20 protein-coding genes, 1 tRNA gene and 1 pseudogene are annotated in these 25,353 nt (G+C 64.5%); 16 read left to right on the forward strand and 6 right to left on the reverse strand.

What is annotated here, in order from left to right; translation table 11 throughout:
* Positions 1 to 5: 5 nt before the first annotated feature.
* On the forward strand, positions 6 to 728 hold the full coding sequence (locus ACIQCN_RS00160) for a GNAT family N-acetyltransferase (RefSeq protein ID WP_400604437.1): 723 nt from the start codon (positions 6 to 8) through the stop codon (positions 726 to 728).
* Between the two features lie 26 nt (positions 729 to 754).
* Here the strand turns inward: ACIQCN_RS00160 and ACIQCN_RS00165 are convergent, their stop codons facing one another.
* Genes ACIQCN_RS00165 through ACIQCN_RS00175 form a run of 3 tightly spaced genes read right to left on the reverse strand, consistent with a single transcriptional unit; the run spans position 755 to position 2,711 of the window.
* The gene (locus ACIQCN_RS00165) at positions 755 to 1,012 is read right to left on the reverse strand and encodes a PspC domain-containing protein (protein WP_400604435.1); all 258 of its coding nucleotides are present in this window, start codon (positions 1,010 to 1,012) and stop codon (positions 755 to 757) included.
* A gap of 3 nt (positions 1,013 to 1,015) precedes the next feature.
* Positions 1,016 to 1,285, reverse strand: a complete 270-nt coding sequence (locus ACIQCN_RS00170) for a hypothetical protein (RefSeq protein ID WP_400608840.1) — start codon at positions 1,283 to 1,285, stop codon at positions 1,016 to 1,018.
* A gap of 1 nt (position 1,286) precedes the next feature.
* Positions 1,287 to 2,711 carry a PspC domain-containing protein gene (locus ACIQCN_RS00175; protein WP_400608842.1) on the reverse strand — a complete coding sequence of 475 codons (1,425 nt, stop codon included), beginning with the start codon at positions 2,709 to 2,711 and terminating at the stop codon, positions 1,287 to 1,289.
* A gap of 125 nt (positions 2,712 to 2,836) precedes the next feature.
* Here ACIQCN_RS00175 and ACIQCN_RS00180 point away from each other — a divergent pair, with 125 nt between their 5' ends.
* Positions 2,837 to 4,171: a PspC domain-containing protein gene (locus ACIQCN_RS00180; protein ID WP_400608844.1), complete on the forward strand. Its 1,335-nt coding sequence runs from the start codon at positions 2,837 to 2,839 to the stop codon at positions 4,169 to 4,171.
* Positions 4,168 to 4,844, forward strand: a pseudogene (locus tag ACIQCN_RS00185) (LuxR C-terminal-related transcriptional regulator). Before ACIQCN_RS00180 ends, ACIQCN_RS00185 begins: the two are co-directional and overlap by 4 nt.
* 146 nt (positions 4,845 to 4,990) lie before the next feature.
* On the opposite strand, the gene ACIQCN_RS00190 reads toward ACIQCN_RS00185, so the two are convergent.
* Positions 4,991 to 6,208 carry a pyridoxal phosphate-dependent aminotransferase gene (locus ACIQCN_RS00190; RefSeq protein WP_400608846.1) on the reverse strand — a complete coding sequence of 406 codons (1,218 nt, stop codon included), beginning with the start codon at positions 6,206 to 6,208 and terminating at the stop codon, positions 4,991 to 4,993.
* Between the two features lie 293 nt (positions 6,209 to 6,501).
* Here ACIQCN_RS00190 and ACIQCN_RS00195 point away from each other — a divergent pair.
* From ACIQCN_RS00195 to rplL, 8 genes are all read left to right on the forward strand, one after another.
* A tRNA-Trp gene (locus ACIQCN_RS00195) sits at positions 6,502 to 6,574 on the forward strand.
* An 81-nt stretch (positions 6,575 to 6,655) separates the two neighbouring features.
* Positions 6,656 to 6,940 (forward strand): preprotein translocase subunit SecE, encoded by a 285-nt coding sequence (gene secE / locus ACIQCN_RS00200; protein WP_400604424.1) that lies wholly within the window; start codon positions 6,656 to 6,658, stop codon positions 6,938 to 6,940.
* Between the two features lie 115 nt (positions 6,941 to 7,055).
* Entirely contained in the window at positions 7,056 to 7,916 is an 861-nt protein-coding gene (nusG, locus tag ACIQCN_RS00205) for a transcription termination/antitermination protein NusG (RefSeq protein ID WP_400604422.1), read from the forward strand.
* A 128-nt stretch (positions 7,917 to 8,044) separates the two neighbouring features.
* Positions 8,045 to 8,476 carry a 50S ribosomal protein L11 gene (gene rplK, locus ACIQCN_RS00210; protein WP_377214654.1) on the forward strand — a complete coding sequence of 144 codons (432 nt, stop codon included), beginning with the start codon at positions 8,045 to 8,047 and terminating at the stop codon, positions 8,474 to 8,476.
* 182 nt (positions 8,477 to 8,658) lie between these two features.
* Complete coding sequence (rplA, locus tag ACIQCN_RS00215; protein WP_377214655.1) at positions 8,659 to 9,366, forward strand: 50S ribosomal protein L1; 708 nt, start codon at positions 8,659 to 8,661, stop codon at positions 9,364 to 9,366.
* A 133-nt stretch (positions 9,367 to 9,499) separates the two neighbouring features.
* Positions 9,500 to 10,618 (forward strand): GNAT family N-acetyltransferase, encoded by a 1,119-nt coding sequence (locus ACIQCN_RS00220; protein WP_400608848.1) that lies wholly within the window; start codon positions 9,500 to 9,502, stop codon positions 10,616 to 10,618.
* A gap of 293 nt (positions 10,619 to 10,911) precedes the next feature.
* Complete coding sequence (gene rplJ, locus ACIQCN_RS00225) at positions 10,912 to 11,505, forward strand: 50S ribosomal protein L10 (RefSeq protein WP_400604418.1); 594 nt, start codon at positions 10,912 to 10,914, stop codon at positions 11,503 to 11,505.
* Positions 11,506 to 11,582: 77 nt separating this feature from the next.
* Positions 11,583 to 11,960, forward strand: a complete 378-nt coding sequence (gene rplL, locus ACIQCN_RS00230; RefSeq protein ID WP_377214658.1) for a 50S ribosomal protein L7/L12 — start codon at positions 11,583 to 11,585, stop codon at positions 11,958 to 11,960.
* 74 nt (positions 11,961 to 12,034) lie between these two features.
* Here the strand turns inward: rplL and ACIQCN_RS00235 are convergent, their stop codons facing one another.
* Complete coding sequence (locus ACIQCN_RS00235; protein ID WP_400608850.1) at positions 12,035 to 12,532, reverse strand: aminoacyl-tRNA deacylase; 498 nt, start codon at positions 12,530 to 12,532, stop codon at positions 12,035 to 12,037.
* The gene (locus tag ACIQCN_RS00240; protein ID WP_400604414.1) at positions 12,532 to 13,731 is read right to left on the reverse strand and encodes an acetyl-CoA C-acetyltransferase; all 1,200 of its coding nucleotides are present in this window, start codon (positions 13,729 to 13,731) and stop codon (positions 12,532 to 12,534) included. Before ACIQCN_RS00240 ends, ACIQCN_RS00235 begins: the two co-directional genes overlap by 1 nt.
* 400 nt (positions 13,732 to 14,131) lie before the next feature.
* Between ACIQCN_RS00240 and rpoB the strand changes: the two genes are divergently transcribed.
* The 5 genes from rpoB (at position 14,132) to fusA (ending at position 25,112) form a co-directional block, all read left to right on the forward strand.
* Positions 14,132 to 17,641: a DNA-directed RNA polymerase subunit beta gene (gene rpoB, locus ACIQCN_RS00245; protein WP_400604412.1), complete on the forward strand. Its 3,510-nt coding sequence runs from the start codon at positions 14,132 to 14,134 to the stop codon at positions 17,639 to 17,641.
* Between the two features lie 104 nt (positions 17,642 to 17,745).
* A complete protein-coding gene (locus tag ACIQCN_RS00250) occupies positions 17,746 to 21,645 on the forward strand; it encodes a DNA-directed RNA polymerase subunit beta' (protein ID WP_400604410.1) in 3,900 nt (1,299 codons plus the stop codon).
* Between the two features lie 436 nt (positions 21,646 to 22,081).
* Positions 22,082 to 22,456: a 30S ribosomal protein S12 gene (rpsL, locus tag ACIQCN_RS00255; RefSeq protein WP_009358312.1), complete on the forward strand. Its 375-nt coding sequence runs from the start codon at positions 22,082 to 22,084 to the stop codon at positions 22,454 to 22,456.
* Position 22,457: 1 nt separating this feature from the next.
* Positions 22,458 to 22,928 (forward strand): 30S ribosomal protein S7, encoded by a 471-nt coding sequence (gene rpsG, locus ACIQCN_RS00260; RefSeq protein ID WP_003803829.1) that lies wholly within the window; start codon positions 22,458 to 22,460, stop codon positions 22,926 to 22,928.
* 69 nt (positions 22,929 to 22,997) lie between these two features.
* Positions 22,998 to 25,112, forward strand: a complete 2,115-nt coding sequence (fusA, locus tag ACIQCN_RS00265) for an elongation factor G (RefSeq protein WP_400604408.1) — start codon at positions 22,998 to 23,000, stop codon at positions 25,110 to 25,112.
* Positions 25,113 to 25,353: the final 241 nt, after the last annotated feature.

Below are 25,353 nucleotides of genomic sequence, written 5' to 3' on the forward strand. Positions count from 1 at the left end.
GGAGCATGACACTCGACCCCGGTTCCGCCGCCATCATCCAACTCGCCTGGGCGCGCCGCCTGGGACTGGAGGACCACGCCTTCAGCGACGCCCTGGCTTCCGGCGAACGGATCATCCGCGTGGATGACACGGCGCCAAGGGCGGAGTTCGTCCGGTTGTTCGGCACCTCGGCGCTTGTGGGTCCGCAATGGCTTGTTGATGCTGCCGGGGACATCCCGGACGCGGAAATGGCGCAGCACGTCACGCTCCTGACGCTGACCCGGTCGCATGGCGGGCATGGGCTCGGAGCTGCGGCGTTGTTCTTCGCGGACGACCTCCCGCTCAAGCAGCCCTCCGAAGAGATGACTGTTTCCCACGGAAACCCCGAAGCCATCGAACTGGAAGGCCACTGCCCGCCGGATGACGTCAACGAGGTCGGCCTCTCAGACCTGGAGAACCGCTACACCATCGTGCACGAGATTGAGGGCAGTCGGGTGCCCCTGGCCTGCGGCGCCTACACGGAATGGGAAGGCCTGCTGGCCCAGCTGGGCGTGTTGGTTGATCCCGGCTGGCGCCGCCGCGGGCTGGGCCTCCTGGCGGCCTCCATCGCCGCCCACGAGGCCCTGGCCGCCGGCCTCACCCTGCAGTGGCGGACGGACGTCAGCAACACCGGCTCCCTGGCACTGGCACGGAAACTCGGCTTCACGGCCGGCGGGATCCAAACCAGCGTCCACTTGGGCGGCTCCTGAGACGGCGCCGAATACCCGCCGACCCGTTAGCGGCCGTTGAGAGAGCGCCGCTCCAGGAAGGACTGGAGCAGGATGGTGTTCCGCTGGTCCGGGATGACCGCCCAGGCAATGAGGTAGAACACGAAGGCCGGCCCCGGCAGGAGCGAGAGCACAAGGAACGCGATGCGGACGTACGCCACATCCACGTTCAGCTTGGCCGCGATGCCGCCCAGCACCCCGCCCAGCCAGCGTTCCGGGCCGCGCTTCAGGCCGAGGCCCCTGACGATGTTGAAGAACTTGTCCATGGCTTAAGGCTTCCCTGTCGCGGAGCCGTTGTCACGTTTTCGGGCCGACAGCACTCCGCCGAGGACCAGTGCCGCGCCAGCACCGATCATGAGACCGATCAGCACGTAGGTTCCGTTGAGCACCACCAGGCCAAGCTGCGCGACGATGGTGAGCGCTGCGACGGCCAGGACGATCAGTCCCCACACTATGGTTCCCACCCGTGCAGGTGCCGGGCCGCCCGGGACAGCGCCCGCCGCCGTCGAATTTTCCGCTGCCGGATTGTTGTTGCTCATCTCAATTGCCTTCCTGGATGGTGACGTTGCTGAATGCGCCATCGATTTCGATAACGAGGTGGCCGCCGGGTTCTCCGGTGTTGTAGTTGCTCTCCCGCTGGGTGGTGCCGCCCCGCCGGCCGCCCGGTTCGTTGAGATTGCCCATGGTCATGTCCGTCTGGACGTCCACGGGAACATTGCCGGGGATTACCACCGTCACATTGCTGGCGGTGACGTCGAGGGGAATTACGACGTCGGACGGCAGCGGCGCGTCCAGGTCAAGGTCCGTGAGGTCAATTGTTCCGCGGCCCGCCGTGATGTCGAAGCCTTCGGCGGCTTCCTCAACGGTGATCGGTGTCCAGTCCACTTCCTGGAACCGTGCGCGGTCCCCGGCGCCGAGGACGGTGGAGATGCCGCCCGCAACCAGGGCCACCACGGCGAAGAGGCTCAGGATCCCGGCTGTCCGGCCACGGGCCCCGGCAATGAGGATGGCCAACCCGAAGACTGCCGCCGCCGAAGCCCAGACCACCGCGTTCGCCGACAGCCCCAGGTTGACGGCATCCGCGGCGTCGAGTGCCTTGAGGCCGCCGCCCACCAGCAGTGCCAGGCCGGCCGCGATCGCTACGGCCGGTGCGTCCGGTCCGGCAGGGCGGGGACGGTGCACGGGGGGAGTGTAGGTGTAGTTGTACGTGTAGTCCGGTGCCGCATGGTTCCCGGATCCGTACCTGCCGGTCCCGTACCCCTGGCTGGCGGCGAACTGCGCGCCATAGCTTTGCCCCGGAGGCTGTGGAAGAGACGGAGCTTCTCCCGGTGTCGGCATCGGCGCCTGTACTGGTGCCTGGGGCTGCAGCGCAGGCCGCGGTCCGTTGTTTCGCTGGGAGAGGTAGTAGACGAGGTAAATGGCGCCGCCCACCCAGACAACGGTCCAGAGGAATCCGCCAAAGCCCTGGTTGTTCCAGCCCCACACACCGCCGCCCAGGCCGGTCAGGCCAAGGATGGTGGCAATCAACGCCCCGGTCATGCCGCTGGACCAGCGCCCGGCTCCCGCTTCCTGCGTGTGGATCCGCCCATCCGGCTCAGGAAGCAGCGCCCAGGCGAGCCCGTACAGGAGCACGCCAACGCCGGCAAAGACGGTCAGCACAATGAAGACGCCGCGTATGATCAGCGGGTCCACGCCAAGCCGGTACGCGATGCCACCGGACACGCCGCCTATCCAGCGGTCGTCACTCCGGTAGACGCCGTGGCTGCGGATCCAGTTGAAGAAGTCGGTCCGCGGTGCGGCGCCAGGCGGAGGCGTTGCGCCGGAACGCGGCGCCGGATCTGGCGGGGGAGGAGTTTGTCCCGAACCTGTCGTGCCGGGCCAGCCGGCCCCGGGGGAGCTGCCGGAGTCAGCGCGGGGGGTGTCGTTCGAGTCGTTGCCGTCCGGGGACGGAGTGTGCGGATTCATACCAAAATCCTCCCGCTTCGGCGCGTTCCGACTCTACTGGGGGATACCCTGAGCCGTCCCTGAACGGTCCCCGGTTGGCGGACAATACTGGTCCGGGAGACCCTGATCCGTGCTTGGATTGACCCATGGCAACAATCCCCGCCGGGCAGCCATCCGAACGGTCGATCCCGGCATGGCAAGCGGCTGCACGGCCGCCCCTGGTCCGCAGCAGCGACCGCGTCATTGCCGGCGTCTGCTCCGGTCTTGCCGCGCACCTGGGCTGGCCGGTCCGGAACGTCCGCGTCGGCATGGCCATCGCCGTCCTGGCCGGCGGCGCCGGAATCCTGTTCTACGCATGGCTGTGGATCATGGTTCCCACCGCGGATGAGGCCGCGCGCAGGGAAGCCCGGCGGCCGTCGTCGCCCGTTGCTCCCGCCGCAGCGGCCCCCGCAGGTGCACCGGCAGCAGCCGGCGCACCGCACGCACCCTGGTTCCGGCCCGGGGGCATGCGGTACGGCAAGGAAATCCTGCTCGGCGCCGGGCTGCTTCTGGTGGCTGGCATCATGATCGCCCAGGTGTTGGGTGTGGACGTGCCCCTCGGGACGCTGATCCCGGCGGCCGCAGTGCTGGGTGGAGCGTCGATTGCGTGGATGCAGCTGGACGAAACGCGCCGCGCCGGCCTGGTGGACAAGACCAAGGCAGACCAGGCCGGGGGGTGGGCACGGCTCGCGGCGGGCATGGCCCTGGTGGTGGCGGGCGTCCTGGTGATGGTTTCCGGTTCGGGCTCGTGGGAACAGACGTGGCTGGCACTGCTCGCGTCGGTGGCGGTGTTGGGCGGGGTGGTGTTGGTACTGCTGCCCTGGGCGCTCAAGTTCTGGCGCGAGCTCGAGTCCGAGCGTGCCGGCCGCGTCCGCGAAATGGAGCGCGCCGAGCTCGCCGCGCACCTGCACGATTCGGTCCTCCAGACCCTTGCGCTGATCCAGCGGAGGGCTGGAAACGAGCACGACGTCGTCCGGCTGGCCCGGGCGCAGGAGCGTGAACTTCGCGGGTGGCTCTTCCAGGATCCGGGCCGGGAGGCAGGACAGCTATCGGACCGGATCAAGGCGGTTGCCGGCGAAGTGGAGGACCTGCTGGCTAACCCCGTGGAGGTGGTGGCTGTGGGTGACGCTGCCATGACAGAGGCACACGAGGCGCTGGTCCAGGCGGCCCGGGAGGCCATGGTGAACGCATCCCGGCACGGCGGCGGCCCCGTGTCCGTGTACGTGGAGGCCACTGCATCGCAGGTGGACGTTTTCGTCAAGGACCGCGGACCGGGTTTCGACCTCCAGGAGGTGCCGGCGGACCGGCTCGGGGTGCGCGAGTCGATCATCGGCAGGATGCAGAGGCATGGCGGCTCGGCCACCATCCTCAGCAGCGCGGACGGAACTGAGGTCAGGCTGCGGCTGCCACAGGTAGTACACAACGTGGAAGGAACGGCATGAACATCGGCTCCGGCGGCGACGAAGCGGCCAACTCCGTGCGGGTAGTGATCGTGGACGACCACGCGATCTTCCGGTCCGGACTCAAGGCCGATCTTGGCCCCGCCATCGACGTGGTAGGCGAGGCCGCCACCGTGGAACAGGCCATCGCCGTCATAACCGACAAGCGCCCGGACGTAGTGCTGCTGGACGTCCACCTTCCCGGCGGGCTGGGCGGCGGCGGGCGCGAGGTCATCGCCGGTCCGCGCAGTTGCTGGCCACCACAAGGTTTCTGGCTTTGAGCGTCTCCGATTCCGCGGAGGATGTGGTGGCCGTGATCCGCGCCGGCGCCCGCGGCTACGTCACCAAGACCATTTCCGGCGCGCAGATCACCGATGCGGTGTTCCGGGTGGCCGGCGGCGATGCCGTGTTCTCGCCCCGCCTCGCAGGGTTCGTGCTGGATGCCTTCGGCACCGCGCCCGCGGACATCGCCGACGACGAGCTGGACCGGCTCTCCGCCCGGGAACTCGAGGTCATGCGACTTATTGCCCGCGGCTACAGCTACAAGGAGGTGGCCAAGGAACTGTTCATCAGCATCAAGACCGTGGAAACCCACGTGTCCGCGGTGCTCCGCAAGCTGCAGCTCTCCAGCCGGCACGAACTCACCAGGTGGGCCGCGGAGCGCCGCCTCCTCTAGTACCCCGGCAGACGCTCTCTCACTTAATGCCTCTTTCCCCGAAACGCTCCCTCACTTGATACGGCTTAAACCCCAACGCTCTATCACTCTCAGGAAGAAGAGTGACAGAGCGTTGGGGTTTCTCCTGCGTTAAGTGAGAGGGCGTCCTACTGGGCCTTGCCGAGGAACTCCTGGAGGCGCTGCACGCCCGTGGCCAGGTCCTCGTCGCCGAGCGCGTACGAGAGCCGCAGGTAGCCGGAGGGACCGAACGCCTCGCCCGGAACCACCGCCACCTCAACCTCATCCAGGATCAGGGAAGCCAGTTCGGCGGAGGTCTGCGGCGTGGCGCTGCCGGCCGCCGTCGGGAATTCCTTGCCCAGCAGGGCACGGACGTCCGCGTACACGTAGAAGGCGCCCTTCGGCGTCGGGCATTCCACACCCTCGATGGCATTGAGGCCCGCGACGATCGCCTTCCGGCGGCGGTCAAACGCAACCTTCATCTCATCCACGGCGGTCAGCGGGCCGGACACGGCTGCCAGGGCAGCGATCTGCATGATGTTGGAGACGTTGGACGTTGCGTGCGACTGCAGGTTGGTGGCCGCCTTGATGACGTCCGCCGGGCCGATCATCCAGCCCACGCGCCAGCCGGTCATCGCGTACGTCTTGGCCACGCCGTTGAGGATGACCACCTTGTCGCCGAGCTCCGGGGCGGCGGTGGCGATGGACGTGAAGGGAACGCCGTCGTACGTCAGGTGCTCATAGATCTCGTCGGTGACCACCCACAGGCCCTTCGCAGCGGCCCACTTGCCGATCTCCGCCACCTGCTCCGGCGAGTAGACCGACCCGGTGGGGTTGGACGGCGAAACAAACAGCAGGATCTTCGTCTTGTCCGTGACCGCGGCTTCGAGCTGCCCAACCGTCACGAGGTAATCCTGCTCCGGGCCGGCAAACACCTCTACGGGAACGCCGCCGGCGAGCCGGATTGCCTCGGGGTAGGTGGTCCAGAACGGGGTGGGGACAATAACCTCGTCGCCCGGGTCCACCAGCGTCGCGAAGGTGTTGTACACGGCCTGCTTGCCGCCGTTGGTCACCAGGACCTGGGAAGGCTCGACGGCGTACCCGGAGTCCCGCAGCGTCTTCTCGGCGATGGCCTTCTTCAGCTCGGGCAGCCCGGCTGCGGGGGAATAGCGGTGGTACTTCGGCTGGCCGGCCGCTTCGATGGCCGCCCGCACGATGTAGTCCGGGGTGGGGAAGTCCGGTTCGCCCGCCCCGAACCCAATAACCGGCCGGCCCGCTGCCTTCAGCGCCTTGGCCTTGGCGTCAACGGCCAGGGTTGCGGATTCGGCAATGGCGGAAATGCGCTTGGAAACGCGGGCGGCAGACATGGCAGGTCCGTTCTACGCTTGCAGCCGGGAGGCTGAATGTGGGATTCGACGTGATCTACTCTATGCTGATCTGCGGATCCTCCGGGGAGCCCGTTCTGATTTATGACTGACCGCCTGCCGCGTGCCGGCAGCGGCTGGCAGGACCGGTGCGGCACGCGGCAGGACCGGAACGGGCTGGTTCGACTAACGCGCAGATGTTGCGTAGACTGGTTCACCGGTGTTGAAAACACGGATGATGGCGTGCGCCTCAGTGAAAGCTGGCGGTTCGTGCCGAAACGTGGAATTCGCTCCATAGGGTAGTGGCGCAATTGGTAGCGCAGCGGTCTCCAAAACCGCAGGTTGCAGGTTCGAGTCCTGTCTGCCCTGCGCAAGCTGTCCCGGACACAATCCGGGGCAAGCGCAGCAACCATGGTTCTGATCAGGGCCGGGTAATCCAACACTTTGCAGATGAGCGAGGACCAGGTGACCGAAACAGCTGCCAGCAGCTCCAAGGGCCGCCCAGCTAAGAAGGACGCCAAGGCAAACTTCTTCGCCCGCATTGCGCTCTTCGTCCGCCAGATCATCGGCGAACTGAAGAAGGTTGTTGCACCTACCCGCAAGGAACTGATCAATTACACGATCGTGGTGCTGGTATTCGTGGCCATCATGATGGTCATCGTCAGCCTGCTGGACCTCGGTTTCGGAAGCGCTGTCGGCTGGCTCTTCGGCGGTACCGGCCCCACGGACAGCTAAGGCTGAAAGGTCCGCAGGCTGCGTGTTCCTCCTCCGGGAAACCGGAGGGAACACCGGTGTGCGGAATTGAGCCATTTAAATAGGCATGTTAGGCAATGAGGAAGCAGGAGACCAAGTGTCTGAGCAGGAGCTCGAGGTAACCGAGACTGAGCTGGAAGAGTCCGCGGATGTCACGGCGGAAGCCGGCGACGCGTCTGAGGTTGAGTCCTCCGCGCCCGAATCCGACGCCGCTGATTCCGATGCCGCCGCTGATTCGGACGCTGCTGACAGCGCCGCTGAAGAAGCGGACGACGACGAAGCCGCAGAAAGTGCCGACGTCGCCGATTCGGAAGAGGCAGGCGACGCCCTGGCTGCCGCTGCTGCCACCGCAGCCGCGGACCCCGCCGAAGAGTTTAAGGCCAAGCTGCGCCGCCAGGAAGGTGACTGGTACGTCATCCACTCCTACGCCGGCTATGAGAACCGCGTGAAGGCAAACCTGGAGACCCGCATCCAGACCCTGGACATGGAAGATTACATCTTCGAGATCCAGGTGCCCATGGAAGAAGTCGTTGAGATCAAGAACGCCCAGCGCAAGGTCATCAACCGCGTCCGCATCCCCGGCTACGTCCTGGTCCGCATGGACCTGACCGACGCCTCCTGGGGCGCCGTCCGCCACACGCCGGGCGTCACCGGCTTCGTGGGTAACGCGCACAACCCGGTCCCGTTGCGCCTGGACGAGGTCTTCTCCATGCTCGCCCCGGTCTTCGAAGAAGAGCAGGCGGAGAAGGGCAAGCCGGTCAACAAGCAGCACCAGGCCCCCGTGGATGTGGACTTCGAGGTCGGCGAGTCTGTCATCGTCAAGGAGGGCCCGTTCGAGACCCTCCCCGCCACGATTTCCGAAATCAAGGTTGAATCCCAGACCCTCGTGGTCCTGGTTTCCATCTTCGAGCGTGAAACGCCGGTCACCCTGGCGTTCAACCAGGTCACCAAGATCTGATCATCCAAGAATTCGTCCCGGCACTGCCTGCTTAGCGGTGCCGGAACGGCCGGCCGCCTCGCCATGGCGGCCAAAAACCTGAGGCACGCTCCTGTGCCCCAGGACGTTATTGAGAGAAGGACCCTACATTGGCTCCCAAGAAGAAGGTCACCGGCCTCATCAAGCTGCAGATCCAGGCAGGTGCCGCTAACCCGGCCCCGCCGATCGGTCCCGCGCTTGGCCAGCACGGTGTCAACATCATGGAATTCTGCAAGGCGTACAACGCTGCCACGGAATCCCAGCGCGGCAACGTCATCCCCGTGGAAATCACCGTCTACGAGGACCGTTCCTTCACGTTCATCACCAAGACCCCGCCGGCTGCAGAGCTCATCAAGAAGGCTGCAGGCGTTGCCAAGGGTTCGTCCACCCCGCACACCGTCAAGGTTGCCAAGCTGACCCAGGCCCAGGTCAACGAGATCGCCAGCACCAAGATGGAAGACCTCAACGCCACCAGCCTCGAAGGCGCAGCAAAGATCATCGCCGGTACCGCCCGCTCCATGGGCATCACGGTCGAGGGCTAATAACCCCCTTCCGGCCGTTCAGGTTCGTGCCATTGGCCACGGCGAACGGCACCGCCGGGAAACCGGCACCATCGAAACATTGAAATGTTGGTCATCCGGCCCGGATAACGCTCCGGATCACCGACTGTGGCAGGGCCCAGCGCGGTCCGCAGACCACAACTGCACAAGGAGAAATAAGCAGCATGGCAAAGCGCAGCAAAGCATATGAGGCAGCAGCCGCCAAGATCGACGCGGAGAAGTTCTACGCGCCGTTCGAGGCAGTAACGCTCGCCAAGGACACCAACCCGTCCAAGTTCGACGCCACCGTCGAGGTCGCCTTCCGCCTGGGCGTTGACCCCCGTAAGGCCGACCAGATGGTCCGCGGCACGGTCAACCTGCCCCACGGCACCGGCAAGACCGCCCGCGTCCTGGTATTCGCAACCGGTGACAAGGCTGAGGCAGCAATCGCAGCCGGCGCCGACTTCGTTGGTTCCGACGACCTGATCGAAAAGATCGCCGGCGGCTGGACCGACTTCGACGCGGCCGTTGCCACCCCTGACCTCATGGGCAAGGTTGGCCGCCTCGGAAAGGTGCTGGGTCCCCGTAACCTGATGCCGAACCCCAAGACGGGCACCGTGACCGCAGACGTCACCAAGGCTGTCAACGACATCAAGGGCGGCAAGATCGACTTCCGCGTCGACAAGCACTCCAACCTCCACTTCATCATCGGCAAGGTGTCCTTCGACGCCGTCAAGCTGGCTGAGAACTACGCAGCAGCACTGGAAGAGGTGCTTCGCCTGAAGCCGTCCGCTTCCAAGGGCCGCTACATCCAGAAGGCGACGGTTGCCACCACCTTCGGTCCCGGCATCTCCGTTGACCCCAACGTCACCAAGGTGCTCACCGAGGCATAAGTCCTCGTTGGAAACTCCCGCTCCGAATGGAGCCACGAAAACCGCCCGGCGAATGCGCCGGGCGGTTTTCGCTTAAGACATCCCGCTTAACCCGGCGGGGCTCCAACCGGCATATGCTGGCAGAATGCCCCCAATGGCAAAAGACGTGAAGATCGAACAGCTTTGGATTCCCGAATCGCTGGAAACCGCGGACGCCGCAGACTTCCTGGCCGCCGTCGAGGTGGGCCGGAAAGTGCGCATGCAGACCTGGGGGAGCGATGACCTCGCGTACGGTCCCCTTGAGAAGCTGCTGGAATTCCAGGATCCCTACGAGCGCCAGCTGATCCTCGTGGCCAAAGTGGAGGGCGCCATCGTGGGCACCGTCGACATTGCCCTCCCGCTGACGGATCATCTGGATATCGCCGAATTTACCCTGGACATCCTGCCCGAATTCCAACGGCAGGGCGTGGGGCGCCGCCTGCTGGAGGCTGCGGAGCAGTTCGCCCGGGGCGAGGGCCGCACCATGATCCTGGTGGACACCAACCATCCCGGTGCCTCGCTGCATGAGTTCGAGCCCGAGCAGCTGGTCCCGGGCTCCGGCCAGGGGTTCGTGCCGCTGGAAAGCCGCGAGGTGGAGTTCGCCCGGAAGATGGGCTACACGCTCCAGCACATCGAACAATTCAGTTCCTGTGCGCTGCCCCTGGACACCAAGCTCGTGGCGGACCTTCAGGCGGAGGCCGAGGAAGCCAACCACGGCCGCTACCGCCTCCATCACTGGACGGACCGCTGCCCCGAGCGCTGGCTGGAGGCCGTGGCCGCCCTGGAGAACCAGGCCGGTGCCAACGTGGACCCCGACCTTGACGTGCCGGTGGAGCAGGACATGGTGTTCGACGGCGGCATCCTCAGGGAAGCCGAAGAGGTCGCCATCGCGCAGGGCCGGCGCACGGTGGTCACCGCCGTCGAGCATCTCGCCAGCGGAGCCCTGGCGGGGCTGACCACCATCACTGTCCTGGCCCACCGCGCGGACGTGGTGTTCCAGGACGACACGATCGTCCTCCAGGAGCACCGGGGCAACAAGCTGGGCCTGCTCATCAAGGTGGCCAACATGGAACGCCTCACCGAGCAGTTCCCCGATGCCCGGGTGATCTACACCTGGAACGCCCCGGAAAACAGGTACCTGCTGACGGTCAACCAGCAGCTGGGCTTCCACACAGCGGGCGTCACCGGGATCTGGCAGAAAGAGCTCCCGCGGCTCCACACCAGCACCAGTTGAGCCCCGATTTGGTGCGCTGCGCCGGCTCCCGTAGACTGGGATGACCAAAGACCGTCGGTTGTTGGAAATCCACTCTCCCGAACATGGCTCAATTCTGCAGTCATGCGCGGTAGGCCCAGTGGCTTTCCGGACGAAGGACCCTCAACGCAGGGCGGCCGGCGCAGGTGAACGAAGCAACGCTCCGCGGAACACCGTGTTGAGCCAAGCCCCGTGCATCTGCGCGGGGCGTTTTTAGTTTTAGCTCTTCTGAGCGGGGACCGTCGAATACCGGCACTATCCCCGGAAGGAGGGTTATGGCAACGCCTACCAAGGTTTCAGCAGTAGCTGAGATCACTAACGATTTCAAGGAATCGAACGCCGCTGTCCTGACCGAATACCGCGGGCTCACCGTTGCACAGCTCAAGCAGCTGCGTGTTTCTCTCGGCCAGGACACCAAGTTCGCGGTCGTCAAGAACACCCTGACCGCCATTGCAGCCAAGGAAGCCGGCGTCGAAGCATTCGACGGCCAGCTTGCCGGCCCCACTGCAATCGCGTTCATCAAGGGTGACGCAGTTGCCGCTGCCAAGAGCCTGACGGATTTTGCCAAGGCCAACAAGCAGCTGGTCATCAAGACCGGTTACTTCGAGGGCAAGGCACTGAACGCCAGCGAAGTTGCTGCCCTGGCAGCACTCGAGTCCCGCGAGCTGCAGCTCGCCAAGGTTGCAGGCGTCCTCAAGGCACCCGCAGCCGCAGCTGCACGCATCATTGACGCACTGCGCCTCAAGCTTGAAGAAGAGAACGGTGCACCGGCAGCTGCCGAGGCGCCCGCCGCTGAAGAAGCTCCCGCCGCTGAAGCAGAAGCCGGTGCTGAAGCGCCTGCCGAAGCCGCAGCTGCCGAAGAGAACTAATTCTCTTTACCCCACAAGACTCCGGTGTGATGCACGGCCCCGCGCCGCTGAACACCACAACAGGAAGGACGCCTACCATGGCGAAGCTCAGCAACGAAGAGCTCATTGAAGCTTTCAAGGAACTGACCATCATCGAGCTCTCCGAGTTCGTTAAGCTCTTCGAAGAGACCTTCGAAGTTACCGCTGCTGCTGTTGCAGTCGCTGGCCCCGCTGCCGGCGGCGCTGCAGAAGAGGCTGAAGAGAAGACTGACTTCGACGTCATCCTCGAAGCTGCTGGCGACAAGAAGATCGCAGTGATCAAGGAAGTCCGCGCCATCACCTCCCTCGGCCTCAAGGAAGCCAAGGACCTGGTTGACGGTGCACCCAAGGCTGTCCTCGAAGGTGCCAACAAGGAGACCGCCGAGAAGGCCAAGGAGCAGCTCGAGGCTGCAGGCGCAACCGTTACCCTCAAGTAACAGCGTTTATTCCGCAAAGAACCCCGTCCACTCCGGTGGGCGGGGTTCTTTGCGTCTACCGAAGGCTGGCGGGGCTAGTTGGGATCGCTGATGTCCGCAACCACCGCTCCAAGGGCTTCCGTCAGGGCGTCGGCGTCCACGAAGGCGCTGACGCCCTGCGCCCCGGCACCCATGGAGATACGGCGGCCGGTGATGCTGGCATCCGCGTATACCGGCCAGGCGGTGGTGCTGCCCAGCGGCGTGATGGTGCCGCGCTCATAGCCGGTGGCCTCCAACGCCACGCGCGCCGGCGGGAGCGAGAGCCTGTTCACCCCCACCAGAGCGCGCAGCTTGGGCCACGAAATCTGCCGGTCACCGGGAACCAGGGCGAAGAGGAAAGTACCGTCCTTATGCTTCACCACCAGGGACTTGACGATGTCCGCGGGGGAGATGCCCATCCCGGCCGCGGCTTCCTCCAGACTCCGGGCTGCCGGACGCTCCACCACTTCAACGTGGAGCCCCCGCGCCGTGGCGTCGGCCAGGAAACGTTCACGGCCGACGCCGTCCCCCGCCTCCCCGCGGGCGTTCGCCATCAGTCGCGGTACAGCAGGAGGGCTTCGCCCTGGCCGCCGCCGCCGCACAGGGCCACGGCGGCCTTGCCCGAGCCGCGGCGCTTCAGCTCATGCGCTGCATGGGTGGCCAGCCGGGCACCGGAGGCGCCGATCGGGTGGCCCAATGCGATGGCACCGCCGTGGATGTTGCACTTCTCCAGCGGGTAGTCCAGGTCCTTCAGGGACTGGACGGCGACGGATCCGAACGCCTCGTTGATCTCGATGAAGTCCAGGTCCGAGGTGCTCCAGCCGGCGCGGCCAAGGGCATGCGCGATGGCGTTCGCGGGCTGGGAATGCAGCGAGTTATCCGGACCTGCCACCTGTCCGGGCTTGCCCACTACGGCCAGGTACTCAAGGCCGTGCTGTTCCGCGTAGCCCCGTGAGGTAAGGATCAGCGCAGCCGCTCCGTCCGACAGGGGAGAGGAGTTCCCGGCTGTGATGGTTCCGTCCGTGACGAATGCGGCGCGAAGCCCTGCCAGTGATTCCACCGACGTGTTGGGCCGGACGCCCTCATCGGTTTCCACCTGAAGGGGGTCGCCCTTGCGCTGCTTCACGCTCAAGGCGACGATCTCGTCGTCGAACGTTCCATTCTTGGCCGCCAGCGCAGCGCGCTGGTGCGACTGCGCAGCCACCTCGTCCTGCGAGGTCCGGTCGATGCCGAGTGTCAGGTTGCGCTTCTCCGTGGACAGGCCCATGGATTCACCGTCGAAGGCGTCCGTCAGCCCGTCATGGGCGGCCGAATCCAGGGCACCGATGGTGCCGTAGGTCCAGCCCTGGCGCGATCCGGGAAGGACGTGCGGAGCGCGGGTCATGGATTCCTGTCCGCCGGCCACCACCACGGTGGCCTCGCCGGAGCGGATCAGCCGGGCCGCATCGATGACGGCGGTGAGGCCGGACAGGCACACCTTGTTCAGGGTGACCGCGGGAACGTCCCAGCCGATGCCTGCGGCGACGGCGCTCTGGCGGGCCGGGTTCTGGCCGGCTCCCGCCTGCAACACCTGGCCCATGATCACGGCGTCCACCTGCTCCGCGTCCAGGCCGCTCTTGGCCAGCGCGGCCTTGATGGCGTGGGCGCCGAGGTCCACGGCGGTGAAGCTGGCCAGCTGGCCATTGATGCGGCCCTGCGGGGTCCGCGCTGCTGCGACGATGACAACGTCGCCGTTGTCGGGGGTGTTGCCCATTGCTATCTCTTCCCATCTGATCCGGTGTAAGGCCACTAAGGCTATCGTGACCCCGGTCACCCAACTATTCAAACCCTGGCCTCCGGAACCCGGGAGCGGCTTACGGGCGCGGGGGACAGCAGTGAATCCGTGCTTGCAATCCGGCGGGATGTGGGGTAGACACGTAGGATATTTTGCCGTATCGTGGATATTTGCGTCTTCCCTGTTTACCTTCAGCCTTCATATAGCGGTGGGCTTCGCCTGGCAGCTGGCAATCGACGTGCCGCGACACCTGTCGCAGCACGGCCGGCACGGGCCCCGGGTCATATAGCGGAACCGGATGGTAGCGCTGCGGAGCATTCCGCAGGGTGCACAGCGGGGGAGATCTGAAAACGCCTGAAGGTCTGTGGAAGGATCCCTCTTGGTCGCCTCGAGCACCTCTAATAACGAAACCGCTAACACCGCCGACAGCACTGATGGTGCCACTCGCCGGCTCTCATTCGCAAAGATTCACGAACCTCTTGACGTTCCGAATCTGCTTGCCCTCCAGACGGACAGCTTCGACTGGCTGGTCGGAAATGAGCGCTGGCAGGCACGCGTCGCGAAGGCTGTCGAAGAAAACGATCTCAGCGTCGCCACCACGTCCGGCCTGTCGGACATCTTCGAAGAGATCTCCCCGATCGAGGACTTCCAGGGCACCATGTCCCTGAGCTTCTCCGATCCGGAGTTCGCCGACCCCAAGTACACCATGGCCGAATGCAAGGACCGGGACGCTACGTACTCGGCTCCGTTGTACGTCAAGGCCGAGTTCATGAACAACAACACGGGCGAAATCAAGCAGCAGACCGTGTTCATGGGTGACTTCCCGCTGATGACCGAGAAGGGCACCTTCGTGGTCAACGGCACCGAGCGTGTCGTCGTCTCCCAGCTGGTCCGTTCCCCGGGTGCCTACTTCGAGCGTGCCGCCGACAAGACCAGCGACAAGGATATCTTCACCGCAAAGATCATCCCGTCCCGCGGTGCCTGGTTCGAACTCGAAATCGACAAGCGCGACCAGGTCGGCGTACGCCTCGACCGCAAGCGCAAGCAGTCCGTCACGGTGCTGCTGAAGGCCCTGGGCTGGACTGAAGGCCAGATCCTCGAAGAGTTCGGCCAGTACGACTCCATGCGGGCAACCCTGGAGAAGGACGCCACCGAAACCCGCGAAGACGCCCTGCTGGACATCTACCGCAAGCTGCGCCCGGGCGAGCCGCCCACCGTAGAGGCTGCCCAGTCCCTGCTGGACAACCTGTACTTCAACTCCAAGCGCTACGATCTGGCCAAGGTGGGCCGTTACAAGATCAACCGAAAGCTCGGCATCGACCGCTCCCTTGGCGACAAGGAAGCTTCGGTCCTGCACGTTGAAGACATCGTGGCCATGATCAAGTTCCTCGTGGCGCTGCATGCCGGCGAGAAGACCATCAAGGGCACCCGCGACGGCCAGGAAGTGGACCTGCGCGTCGACATCGACGACATCGACCACTTCGGCAACCGCCGCATCCGCGCCGTCGGCGAGCTCATCGAGAACCAGGTCCGCACCGGCCTGTCCCGCATGGAGCGCGTTGTCCGGGAGCGTATGACCACCCAGGACGTCGAGGCCATCACGCCCCAGACCCTGATCAACATCCGCCCCGTGGTTGCAGCCATCAAGGAGTTCTTCGGAACGTCCCAGCTGTCGCAGTTCATGGACCAGAACAACCCGCTTTCGGGCCTGACCCACAAGCGCCGCCTGTCGGCCCTTGGCCCCGGTGGTCTGTCCCGTGACCGCGCCGGCATGGAAGTCCGTGACGTGCACCCGTCCCACTACGGACGTATGTGCCCCATCGAAACCCCTGAAGGCCCGAACATTGGTCTGATCGGTTCGCTGGCATCCTACGGACGCATCAACCCGTTCGGCTTCATCGAGACCCCCTACCGCAAGGTCAAGGACGGCGTTGTTTCCGACGACGTCCAGTACCTGACGGCCGACGACGAGGCTGAGGTGCTGATCGCCCAGGCCAACGCGCCGCTGGACGAAAACAACCGCTTCGCCGAAGAGACCGTCCTGGTCCGTGCCCGCGGTGGTGGAGGCGAGCCTGTGCTGGTCCCCGCCGAGGACGTCGAGTTCATGGACGTTTCCCCGCGCCAGATGGTGTCCGTGGCTACCGCCCTGATCCCGTTCCTCGAGCACGACGATGCAAACCGCGCACTCATGGGTGCCAACATGCAGCGCCAGGCCGTGCCGCTGGTCCGTTCCGAGGCCCCGTTCGTGGGTACCGGCATGGAGCGCGCCGCTGCCGTTGACGCCGGTGACGTTGTCATTGCCAAGAAGGCCGGTGTGGTCACCGAGGTTTCCGCAGAACTCGTCATCATGCTCAACGACGACGGCACGGAGACCAACTACCGCATCAACAAGTTCGCCCGCTCCAACCAGGGCAACTGCTACAACCACCGCGTCCTGGTCAACGAAGGCCAGCGCCTGGAAGTCGGCGGCATCATCGCTGACGGCCCGGCAACGGACCAGGGTGAGCTCGCCCTCGGCAAGAACCTGCTCGTGGCATTCATGTCATGGGAAGGCCACAACTTCGAGGACGCCATCATCCTCTCGCAGCGCATCGTTGCCGAGGATGTCCTTTCCTCCATCCACATCGAGGAGCACGAGATCGATGCCCGCGACACCAAGCTTGGTGCCGAGGAAATCACACGTGACATCCCCAACGTGTCCGAGGAAGTCCTGGCAGGCCTGGACGAGCGCGGCATCATCCACATCGGTGCCGAGGTCGAAGCCGGCGACATCCTGGTCGGAAAGGTCACCCCGAAGGGTGAAACCGAGCTGACCCCGGAAGAGCGCCTGCTGCGCGCCATCTTCGGCGAGAAGTCCCGCGAAGTGCGCGACACCTCCCTGAAGGTGCCCCACGGCGAGTCCGGTACGGTCATCGGCGTCCGCGTCTTCGACCGCGACAACGACGACGAGCTGCCCCCGGGCGTCAACCAGCTGGTCCGCGTCTACGTGGCTGCCAAGCGCAAGATCACCGACGGCGACAAGCTCGCAGGCCGCCACGGCAACAAGGGTGTTATCTCCAAGATCCTTCCGGTCGAGGACATGCCCTTCCTTGCAGACGGCACGCCCGTTGACATCGTCCTGAACCCGCTGGGTGTTCCGGGCCGTATGAACGTGGGCCAGGTCCTGGAGACCCACCTCGGCTGGGTTGCCAAGACCGGCTGGAAGATCGAAGGCGAGCCGGAATGGGTCAAGCAGCTGCCCAACCTGCCGCGTGAGAGCGGCCAGACCACCGTTGCCACCCCGGTGTTCGACGGTGCCCGGGAAGAGGAAATCACGGGCCTGCTGGACTCCACCAACGTGACCCGCGACGGTGACCGCCTGATCGATTCCTCGGGCAAGACCCGCCTGTTTGACGGCCGCTCCGGCGAGCCGTTCCCGGATCCGATCTCGGTCGGCTACATGTACATCCTGAAGCTCCACCACCTGGTGGACGACAAGATCCACGCGCGCTCCACCGGCCCGTACTCCATGATCACGCAGCAGCCGCTGGGTGGTAAGGCACAGTTCGGTGGCCAGCGCTTCGGTGAAATGGAAGTGTGGGCGCTCGAAGCTTACGGCGCCGCCTACACGCTCCAGGAGCTCCTGACCATCAAGTCCGATGACATCCACGGCCGCGTCAAGGTCTACGAAGCCATCGTCAAGGGCGAGAACATCCCCGAGCCGGGCGTTCCCGAGTCCTTCAAGGTCTTGATCAAGGAAATGCAGTCGCTGTGCCTGAACGTGGAAGTGCTTTCCACGGACGGAACCACAATTGAAATGCGTGACTCTGATGACGCAGTCTTCACGGCTGCGGAAGAACTGGGCATCGATCTGTCTCGAGCAGAGCCCAGCTCCGTAGAAGAGGTCTAGCAGGCGGGCGTACGACGGCGGGTGCCCACCCGCCGTCGTGCCCCACCTCCCTCATCCCGCACCAAGACTTCAGAATTTAGAGAACAAGAGAGAACAGGGACCATATGTCCAGCGAATCCTCCTTCGGCCTCATGCAGATCGGCCTCGCCACCGCGGAAGACATCCGCGGCTGGTCGTACGGCGAGGTTAAGAAGCCGGAAACCATCAACTACCGCACGCTCAAGCCCGAGAAGGACGGCCTCTTCTGCGAGAAGATCTTCGGCCCGTCCCGCGACTGGGAATGCTACTGCGGCAAGTACAAGCGCGTGCGCTTCAAGGGCATCATCTGTGAGCGCTGTGGCGTTGAAGTCACGCGCGCCAAGGTCCGCCGCGAACGCATGGGCCACATCGAGCTGGCCGCACCGGTCACGCACATCTGGTACTTCAAGGGTGTTCCCTCCCGCCTGGGCTACCTCCTTGACCTGGCACCGAAGGACCTCGAAAAGGTCATCTACTTCGCTGCCTACATGATCACCAGCGTTGACGAGGCCGCCCGCCACGAGGAACTGCCCAACCTGCAGGTTGAGCACGACATCGAGAAGAAGCAGCTGATTGACAACCGCGACTCCGACATCGCGGCGATCGCCCGCGACCTCGAAGGCGAAATCGCCCGCCTTGAGGGTGAAGGCGCAAAGGCTGCGGACAAGAAGAAGGCCCGCGACTCCGCCGACCGCCAGATGGCAAACGTGCGCAAGCGTGCGGACGCAGACATCGAGCGCCTTGAGCAGGTCTGGGACCGCTTCAAGAACCTCAAAGTCGCCGACCTCGAGGGCGACGAAGGCCTGTACCGCGAACTGCGCGACCGCTACGGCATGTACTTCGAAGGCTCCATGGGCGCCGAGGCCATCAAGAAGCGCCTTGAGAACTTCGACATGCAGGCCGAGTCCGAGGCTCTGCGCGACATCATCGCCAACGGCAAGGGCCAGCGCAAGACCCGTGCCCTCAAGCGCCTGAAGGTGGTCAACGCGTTCCTGACCACCAACAACAGCCCGCTTGGCATGGTCCTCGACGCCGTCCCGGTGATCCCGCCGGAACTGCGCCCCATGGTCCAGCTGGACGGCGGCCGCTTCGCGACCTCCGACCTCAACGACCTGTACCGCCGCGTGATCAACCGGAACAACCGCCTCAAGCGCCTGCTTGACCTCGGCGCTCCGGAGATCATCGTCAACAACGAGAAGCGCATGCTTCAGGAAGCTGTTGACAGCCTCTTCGACAACGGCCGCCGCGGCCGTCCCGTCACCGGCCCGGGCAACCGTCCGCTGAAGTCCCTGAGCGACATGCTCAAGGGCAAGCAGGGCCGCTTCCGCCAGAACCTCCTCGGCAAGCGCGTCGACTACTCCGGCCGTTCGGTCATCGTGGTCGGTCCGCAGCTGAAGCTGCACCAGTGCGGCCTGCCCAAGCAGATGGCCCTGGAGCTCTTCAAGCCGTTCGTGATGAAGCGCCTGGTTGACCTCAACCATGCGCAAAACATCAAGTCGGCCAAGCGGATGGTTGAGCGTTACCGCCCGCAGGTTTGGGACGTCCTCGAAGAGATCATCACCGAACACCCGGTGCTGCTCAACCGTGCACCTACCCTGCACCGCCTGGGCATCCAGGCGTTCGAGCCGCAGCTTGTTGAAGGCAAGGCCATCCAGCTTCACCCGCTGGTGTGTGGTGCGTTCAATGCCGACTTCGACGGCGACCAGATGGCAGTGCACCTGCCGCTGAGCCCCGAGGCGCAGGCTGAGGCGCGCATCCTGATGCTGTCCTCGAACAACATCCTGAAGCCTTCTGACGGACGTCCGGTCACCCTGCCTTCGCAGGATATGATCATCGGCCTCTACCACCTGACCACCAAGCGTGTTGGTTCAGCAGGTGAAGGCCGCGTCTTCGGTTCGGTTTCCGAAGCCATCATGGCGTTCGACGCCCGCGAGCTGCACCTGAACTCGCAGGTCAAGATCCGCCTGGAAGGCTTCGTGCCGTACGCCGGCTGGGAAGCCCCAGAGGGCTGGGAGCCGGGTCAGCCCGCGCTCGTCCAGACCTCCCTGGGCCAGGTCCTCTTCAACGAGACCCTGCCTGAGGACTACCCGTGGGTTGAGGCTGTCGCCGATAAGGGCGAACTGTCCCGCATCGTCAACGACCTTGCCGAGCGCTACCCGAAGGTTGTCACGGCCGCCACGCTGGACAACCTGAAGGATGCCGGTTTCTACTGGGCCACCCGCTCGGGCGTCACCGTTGCCATCTCCGACATCGAGGTCCCGGCCGCCAAGCCGGAGATCCTCGCCGGTTACGAGGAGCGGGCCGCCAAGATCCAGGGCCAGTATGACAAGGGCCTGATCGACGACGACGAGCGCCGCCAGGAACTGATCGAGATCTGGAACAAGGCCACCAACGAGATCGCTTCGGTGATGCGCGAGAGCCTGTCCCCGATGAACACGATCAACCGCATGGTGTCCTCCGGTGCACGTGGTAACTGGATGCAGGTCCGCCAGATCGCGGGTATCCGTGGCCTGGTGGCCAACCCGAAGGGTGAGATCATCCCGCGTCCCATCAAGTCCTCCTACCGCGAGGGCCTGTCGGTGCTGGAATACTTCATCGCCACCCACGGTGCACGTAAGGGTCTTGCCGACACCGCGCTGCGTACCGCCAACTCGGGTTACCTGACCCGTCGTCTGGTGGACGTGTCCCAGGACGTCATTGTCCGCGAAGAGGACTGCGGCACCGAGCGTGGCCTGGTCACGCCCATTGCCGTCGCCGATTCCAACGGCGAGCTGGTCCTGGACGAGAACGTCGAGAACAGCGCCTACGCACGTACGCTGGCCGTTGACGTCGTCGACTCCGAGGGCAACGTCCTCGCAGCCGCCGGCACCGACTGCGGCGACGTTGTCATCGACGAGCTGTTCAAGGCAGGCATCACCGAGGTCAAGGTCCGCTCCGTACTCACCTGTGAGTCCAGCGTCGGTACCTGCGCGCTTTGCTACGGCCGTTCGCTGGCCACCGGCAAGACCGTGGACATCGGCGAGGCCGTGGGCATCATCGCCGCACAGTCCATCGGTGAGCCGGGTACCCAGCTGACCATGCGTACGTTCCACACCGGTGGTGCAGTCTCCGCCAGCGGTGGCGACGACATCACCCAGGGTCTGCCCCGTATCCAGGAGCTCTTCGAAGCCCGTACTCCGAAGGGTGTCGCCCCGATTGCAGAAGCAGCCGGCCGCATCACCATCGAAGAGTCCGAGCGCCAGATGCGCCTGGTCATCACGCCGGACGACGGAACAGAAGAGATCGCTTACCCGGTCCTGCGCCGTTCACGCCTGCTGATCGAAGACGGCGACCACGTTGCCGTCGGCCAGAAGCTGATCAACGGTCCCGTGGACCCCAAGCAGGTTCTGCGCATCATGGGTCCCCGTGCAGCACAGAAGTTCCTGGTGGACGAGGTCCAGGGCGTGTACCGCAGCCAGGGCATCGGTATCCACGACAAGCACGTCGAGGTTATCGTCCGCCAGATGCTGCGCCGCGTTACGGTCATCGAGTCCGGCGAATCGGACCTGCTGCCCGGCGAGCTCGCTGAGCGCAGCCGCTTCGAGGAGGCCAACCGACGCGTTGTATCCGAGGGTAAGACGCCGGCTTCCGGCCGTCCCGAGCTCATGGGTATCACCAAGGCGTCGCTGGCCACCGAGTCCTGGCTGTCCGCAGCTTCCTTCCAGGAGACCACCCGCGTCCTGACGCAGGCGGCCATGGAAGGCAAGAGCGATCCGCTGCTGGGCCTCAAGGAGAACGTCATCATCGGTAAGCTGATCCCGGCCGGCACGGGCCTGCCGCGCTACACCGAGGTCACCGTGGAGCCCACTGAGGAAGCAAAGGCCAACCTGTTCACCGGCCCCAGCGCGTTCAGTGACTTCTCGTACGACACTCTGGGCGGCGACGGAGCTCCTGAGTTCCACGCCATCCCGCTGGATGATTACGACCTGGGCAACGACTTCCGGTAATGGGCAGGGTGGTCCCTTTCGTGTCGCGTTCAGCGCCACGTAGGGGACCCTCCGCCCGGCCTTAGGCCTTAAAAGGGATGGTCCCGCACCGCAGGGTGCGGGACCATCCCCGTTTAACCCGCCGATTAAGGCCTGGCAGCCGTCCATGCTAGACTTGTTACTAATTGTTATTGTGGCAGTGGATGAGAGCGCCGGTTCCAGCTGAAAGGCTTGAGCCAGAGCGACGTTTCCGGTTTGCAGGGTTCTTGTGCAACGTATGCCACATTTTTGCATGCCTAGGGAACATTGCAGATGCTTTGCCGGCCCGGGTGTGCGATCCGACTATTAAGGCTTCGCCTTCGCCGCCTGGAGTTCAACTTCGAGGCCCGGGCGGCGGGGCAACGCAACAGGAGAGTGGCCGGAAGCGGCTGCTCCGGATAAAACGGAGAACACGAGAGTGCCTACGATTAACCAGCTGGTCCGCAAGGGCCGCACGCCTAAGGTCTCAAAGACCAAGGCTCCCGCGCTTAAGGGCAGCCCGATGCGCCGCGGTGTTTGCACCCGCGTCTACACCACCACCCCGAAGAAGCCGAACTCGGCTCTGCGTAAGGTGGCACGTGTGCGCCTCAACGGCGGCGTGGAAGTAACCGCCTACATCCCCGGTGTTGGCCACAACCTGCAGGAGCACTCCATTGTGCTCGTTCGCGGTGGTCGTGTTAAGGACCTTCCGGGTGTCCGCTACAAGATCGTCCGTGGCGCCCTCGATACCCAGGGTGTGAAGAACCGTAAGCAGGCCCGCAGCCGCTACGGCGCAAAGATGGAGAAGAAGTAATATGCCTCGCAAGGGTCCGGCCCCCAAGCGGCCGCTCGTTTCGGATCCGGTTTACGGCTCCCCGCTGGTAACCCAGCTCATCAACAAGGTGCTCGTTGACGGCAAGAAGTCCACGGCAGAGCGCATCGTCTACGGTGCCCTCGAAGGCGCACGCGCCAAGTCCGGCGGCGACCCCGTCGCAGCACTCAAGAAGGCCATGGACAACGTCAAGCCTTCCCTCGAGGTCCGCTCCCGCCGTGTCGGTGGCGCAACCTACCAGGTCCCGGTTGAGGTCAAGCCGGGCCGCTCCACCGCACTCGCACTGCGCTGGCTGGTCGGCTACTCCAAGGCCCGCCGCGAGAAGACGATGACCGAACGCCTCCAGAACGAAATCCTGGATGCATCCAACGGTCTCGGTGCCGCTGTGAAGCGTCGCGAAGACACCCACAAGATGGCCGAGTCCAACAAGGCCTTCGCACACTACCGCTGGTAATACTTCCCGGACGCCGCCGGCTCAACCGAGCCGGCGGCGAACGTGTAGTCCATCCCAAAAGGAGACCCCGTGGCACAGGACGTGCTTACCGACCTTAGTAAGGTCCGCAACATCGGCATCATGGCCCACATCGATGCCGGCAAGACCACCACCACCGAGCGCATCCTGTTCTACACGGGTGTGAACCACAAGATCGGCGAAACGCACGACGGCGCTTCGACCACTGACTGGATGGAACAGGAAAAGGAACGCGGCATCACCATCACGTCTGCCGCCGTGACCTGCTTCTGGGAAAACAACCAGATCAACATCATCGACACCCCCGGCCACGTTGACTTCACCGTTGAGGTTGAGCGCTCCCTGCGCGTCCTCGACGGTGCCGTTGCCGTGTTCGATGGCAAGGAAGGCGTTGAACCGCAGTCTGAGACCGTATGGCGGCAGGCTGACAAGTACAACGTTCCCCGCATCTGCTTCGTCAACAAGATGGACAAGCTCGGTGCTGACTTCTACTTCACCGTAGACACCATCATCAGCCGCCTCGGCGCCAAGCCGCTGGTTATGCAGCTGCCCATCGGTGCCGAGAACGACTTCATCGGCGTCGTGGACCTGCTCTACATGCGCGCACTGGTGTGGCCCGGCGACGCAAAGGGCGATGTCACCATGGGTGCCAAGTACGAGATCCGCGAGATCCCGGCTGACCTCCAGGAAAAGGCTGAAGAGTACCGCGCAGCGCTCGTTGAGACCGTGGCGGAGTCCTCCGAAGAACTCATGGAGAAGTACCTCGAGGGCGAAGAGATCTCGATCGACGAGCTCAAGGCCGGCATCCGCAAGATGACGATCAACTCCGAGCTGTACCCGATCTTCTGCGGTTCTGCCTTCAAGAACCGCGGCGTTCAGCCCATGCTCGACGCAGTGGTGGACTACCTGCCGAACCCGCTCGACGTCCCGCCGATGGTCGGCCACGACCCGCGCGACGAGGAGAAGGAACTGACCCGCAAGCCTTCCGCTGAAGAGCCCTTCTCCGCACTGGCCTTCAAGATCGCTGCGCACCCGTTCTTCGGTCAGCTCACCTTCATCCGCGTGTACTCCGGTCACGTGGAAGCCGGCGCCCAGGTGGTCAACTCCACCAAGGGCAAGAAGGAGCGCATCGGCAAGCTCTTCCAGATGCACGCCAACAAGGAAATGCCTGTTGAGGGCGCTACCGCGGGCCACATCTACGCCGCAATCGGCCTCAAGGACACCACCACCGGCGACACCCTGTGCGACGCTGCCAACCAGATCGTCCTGGAATCCATGAGCTTCCCGGAGCCCGTGATCTCTGTTGCCATCGAGCCGAACACCAAGGGTGACCAGGAGAAGCTGTCCACGGCCATCCAGAAGCTCTCCGCTGAGGACCCCACCTTCCAGGTGTCCCTCAACGAAGACACCGGCCAGACGATCATCGCCGGCATGGGCGAGCTCCACCTGGACATCCTGGTGGACCGCATGCGCCGCGAGTTCAAGGTCGAGGCCAACGTGGGCAAGCCCCAGGTTGCCTACCGCGAAACCATCAAGCGTGCTGTGGAGCGTCACGACTACACGCACAAGAAGCAGACCGGTGGTTCGGGCCAGTTCGCAAAGGTCCAGATCGCGATCGAGCCCCTGGACACCGCAGAGGGCGAGCTGTACGAGTTCGAGAACAAGGTCACCGGTGGCCGCGTTCCGCGCGAGTACATCCCGTCTGTGGACGCTGGTATCCAGGATGCGCTGAACGACGGCGTCCTGGCCGGCTACCCGGTTGTCGGCATTAAGGCGACGCTGGTTGACGGCGCCTACCACGATGTTGACTCCTCGGAAATGGCGTTCAAGATCGCCGGCCGGATGGCTTTCAAGGAAGCCGCCCGCAAGGCGAACCCTGTTCTGCTCGAACCGCTGATGGATGTAGAGGTCCGCACCCCTGAGGAATACATGGGTGACGTTATCGGTGACCTCAACTCCCGCCGTGGCCAGATGCAGTCCATGGAGGACGCGCAGGGCGTCAAGGTCATCCGCGCGCACGTTCCGCTGTCCGGCATGTTCGGCTACATCGGTGACCTGCGTTCGAAGACCCAGGGCCGTGCTGTGTACTCCATGACGTTCAACAGCTACGCCGAGGTCCCGAAGGCAGTTGCCGACGAGATCATCCAGAAGACCCGCGGCGAATAGTCCTTCGGACGCTCGCAGCGAACAACCTCGGGTGTGCCTTCCGGTTTCGGAAGGCCCAGCCGGTGCAGGTGGCCGGGAACGGCCGGCACAGTCCGTTCAACCGGATTCCGGCCATCTGCACGAACAGGCTCAAGGGACTAGTATTAGTTCCTGAATCTGCAATTTCACCAATCCAAAGCCCCCCAAGTAGACTTGCCTGAGTTTCTGCCGCGAGAAGCGCGGCCGAAGGGCAAGCCATTTG

This window comes from Pseudarthrobacter sp. NPDC092424, from assembly GCF_044754925.1.
Lineage (GTDB): Bacteria > Actinomycetota > Actinomycetes > Actinomycetales > Micrococcaceae > Arthrobacter.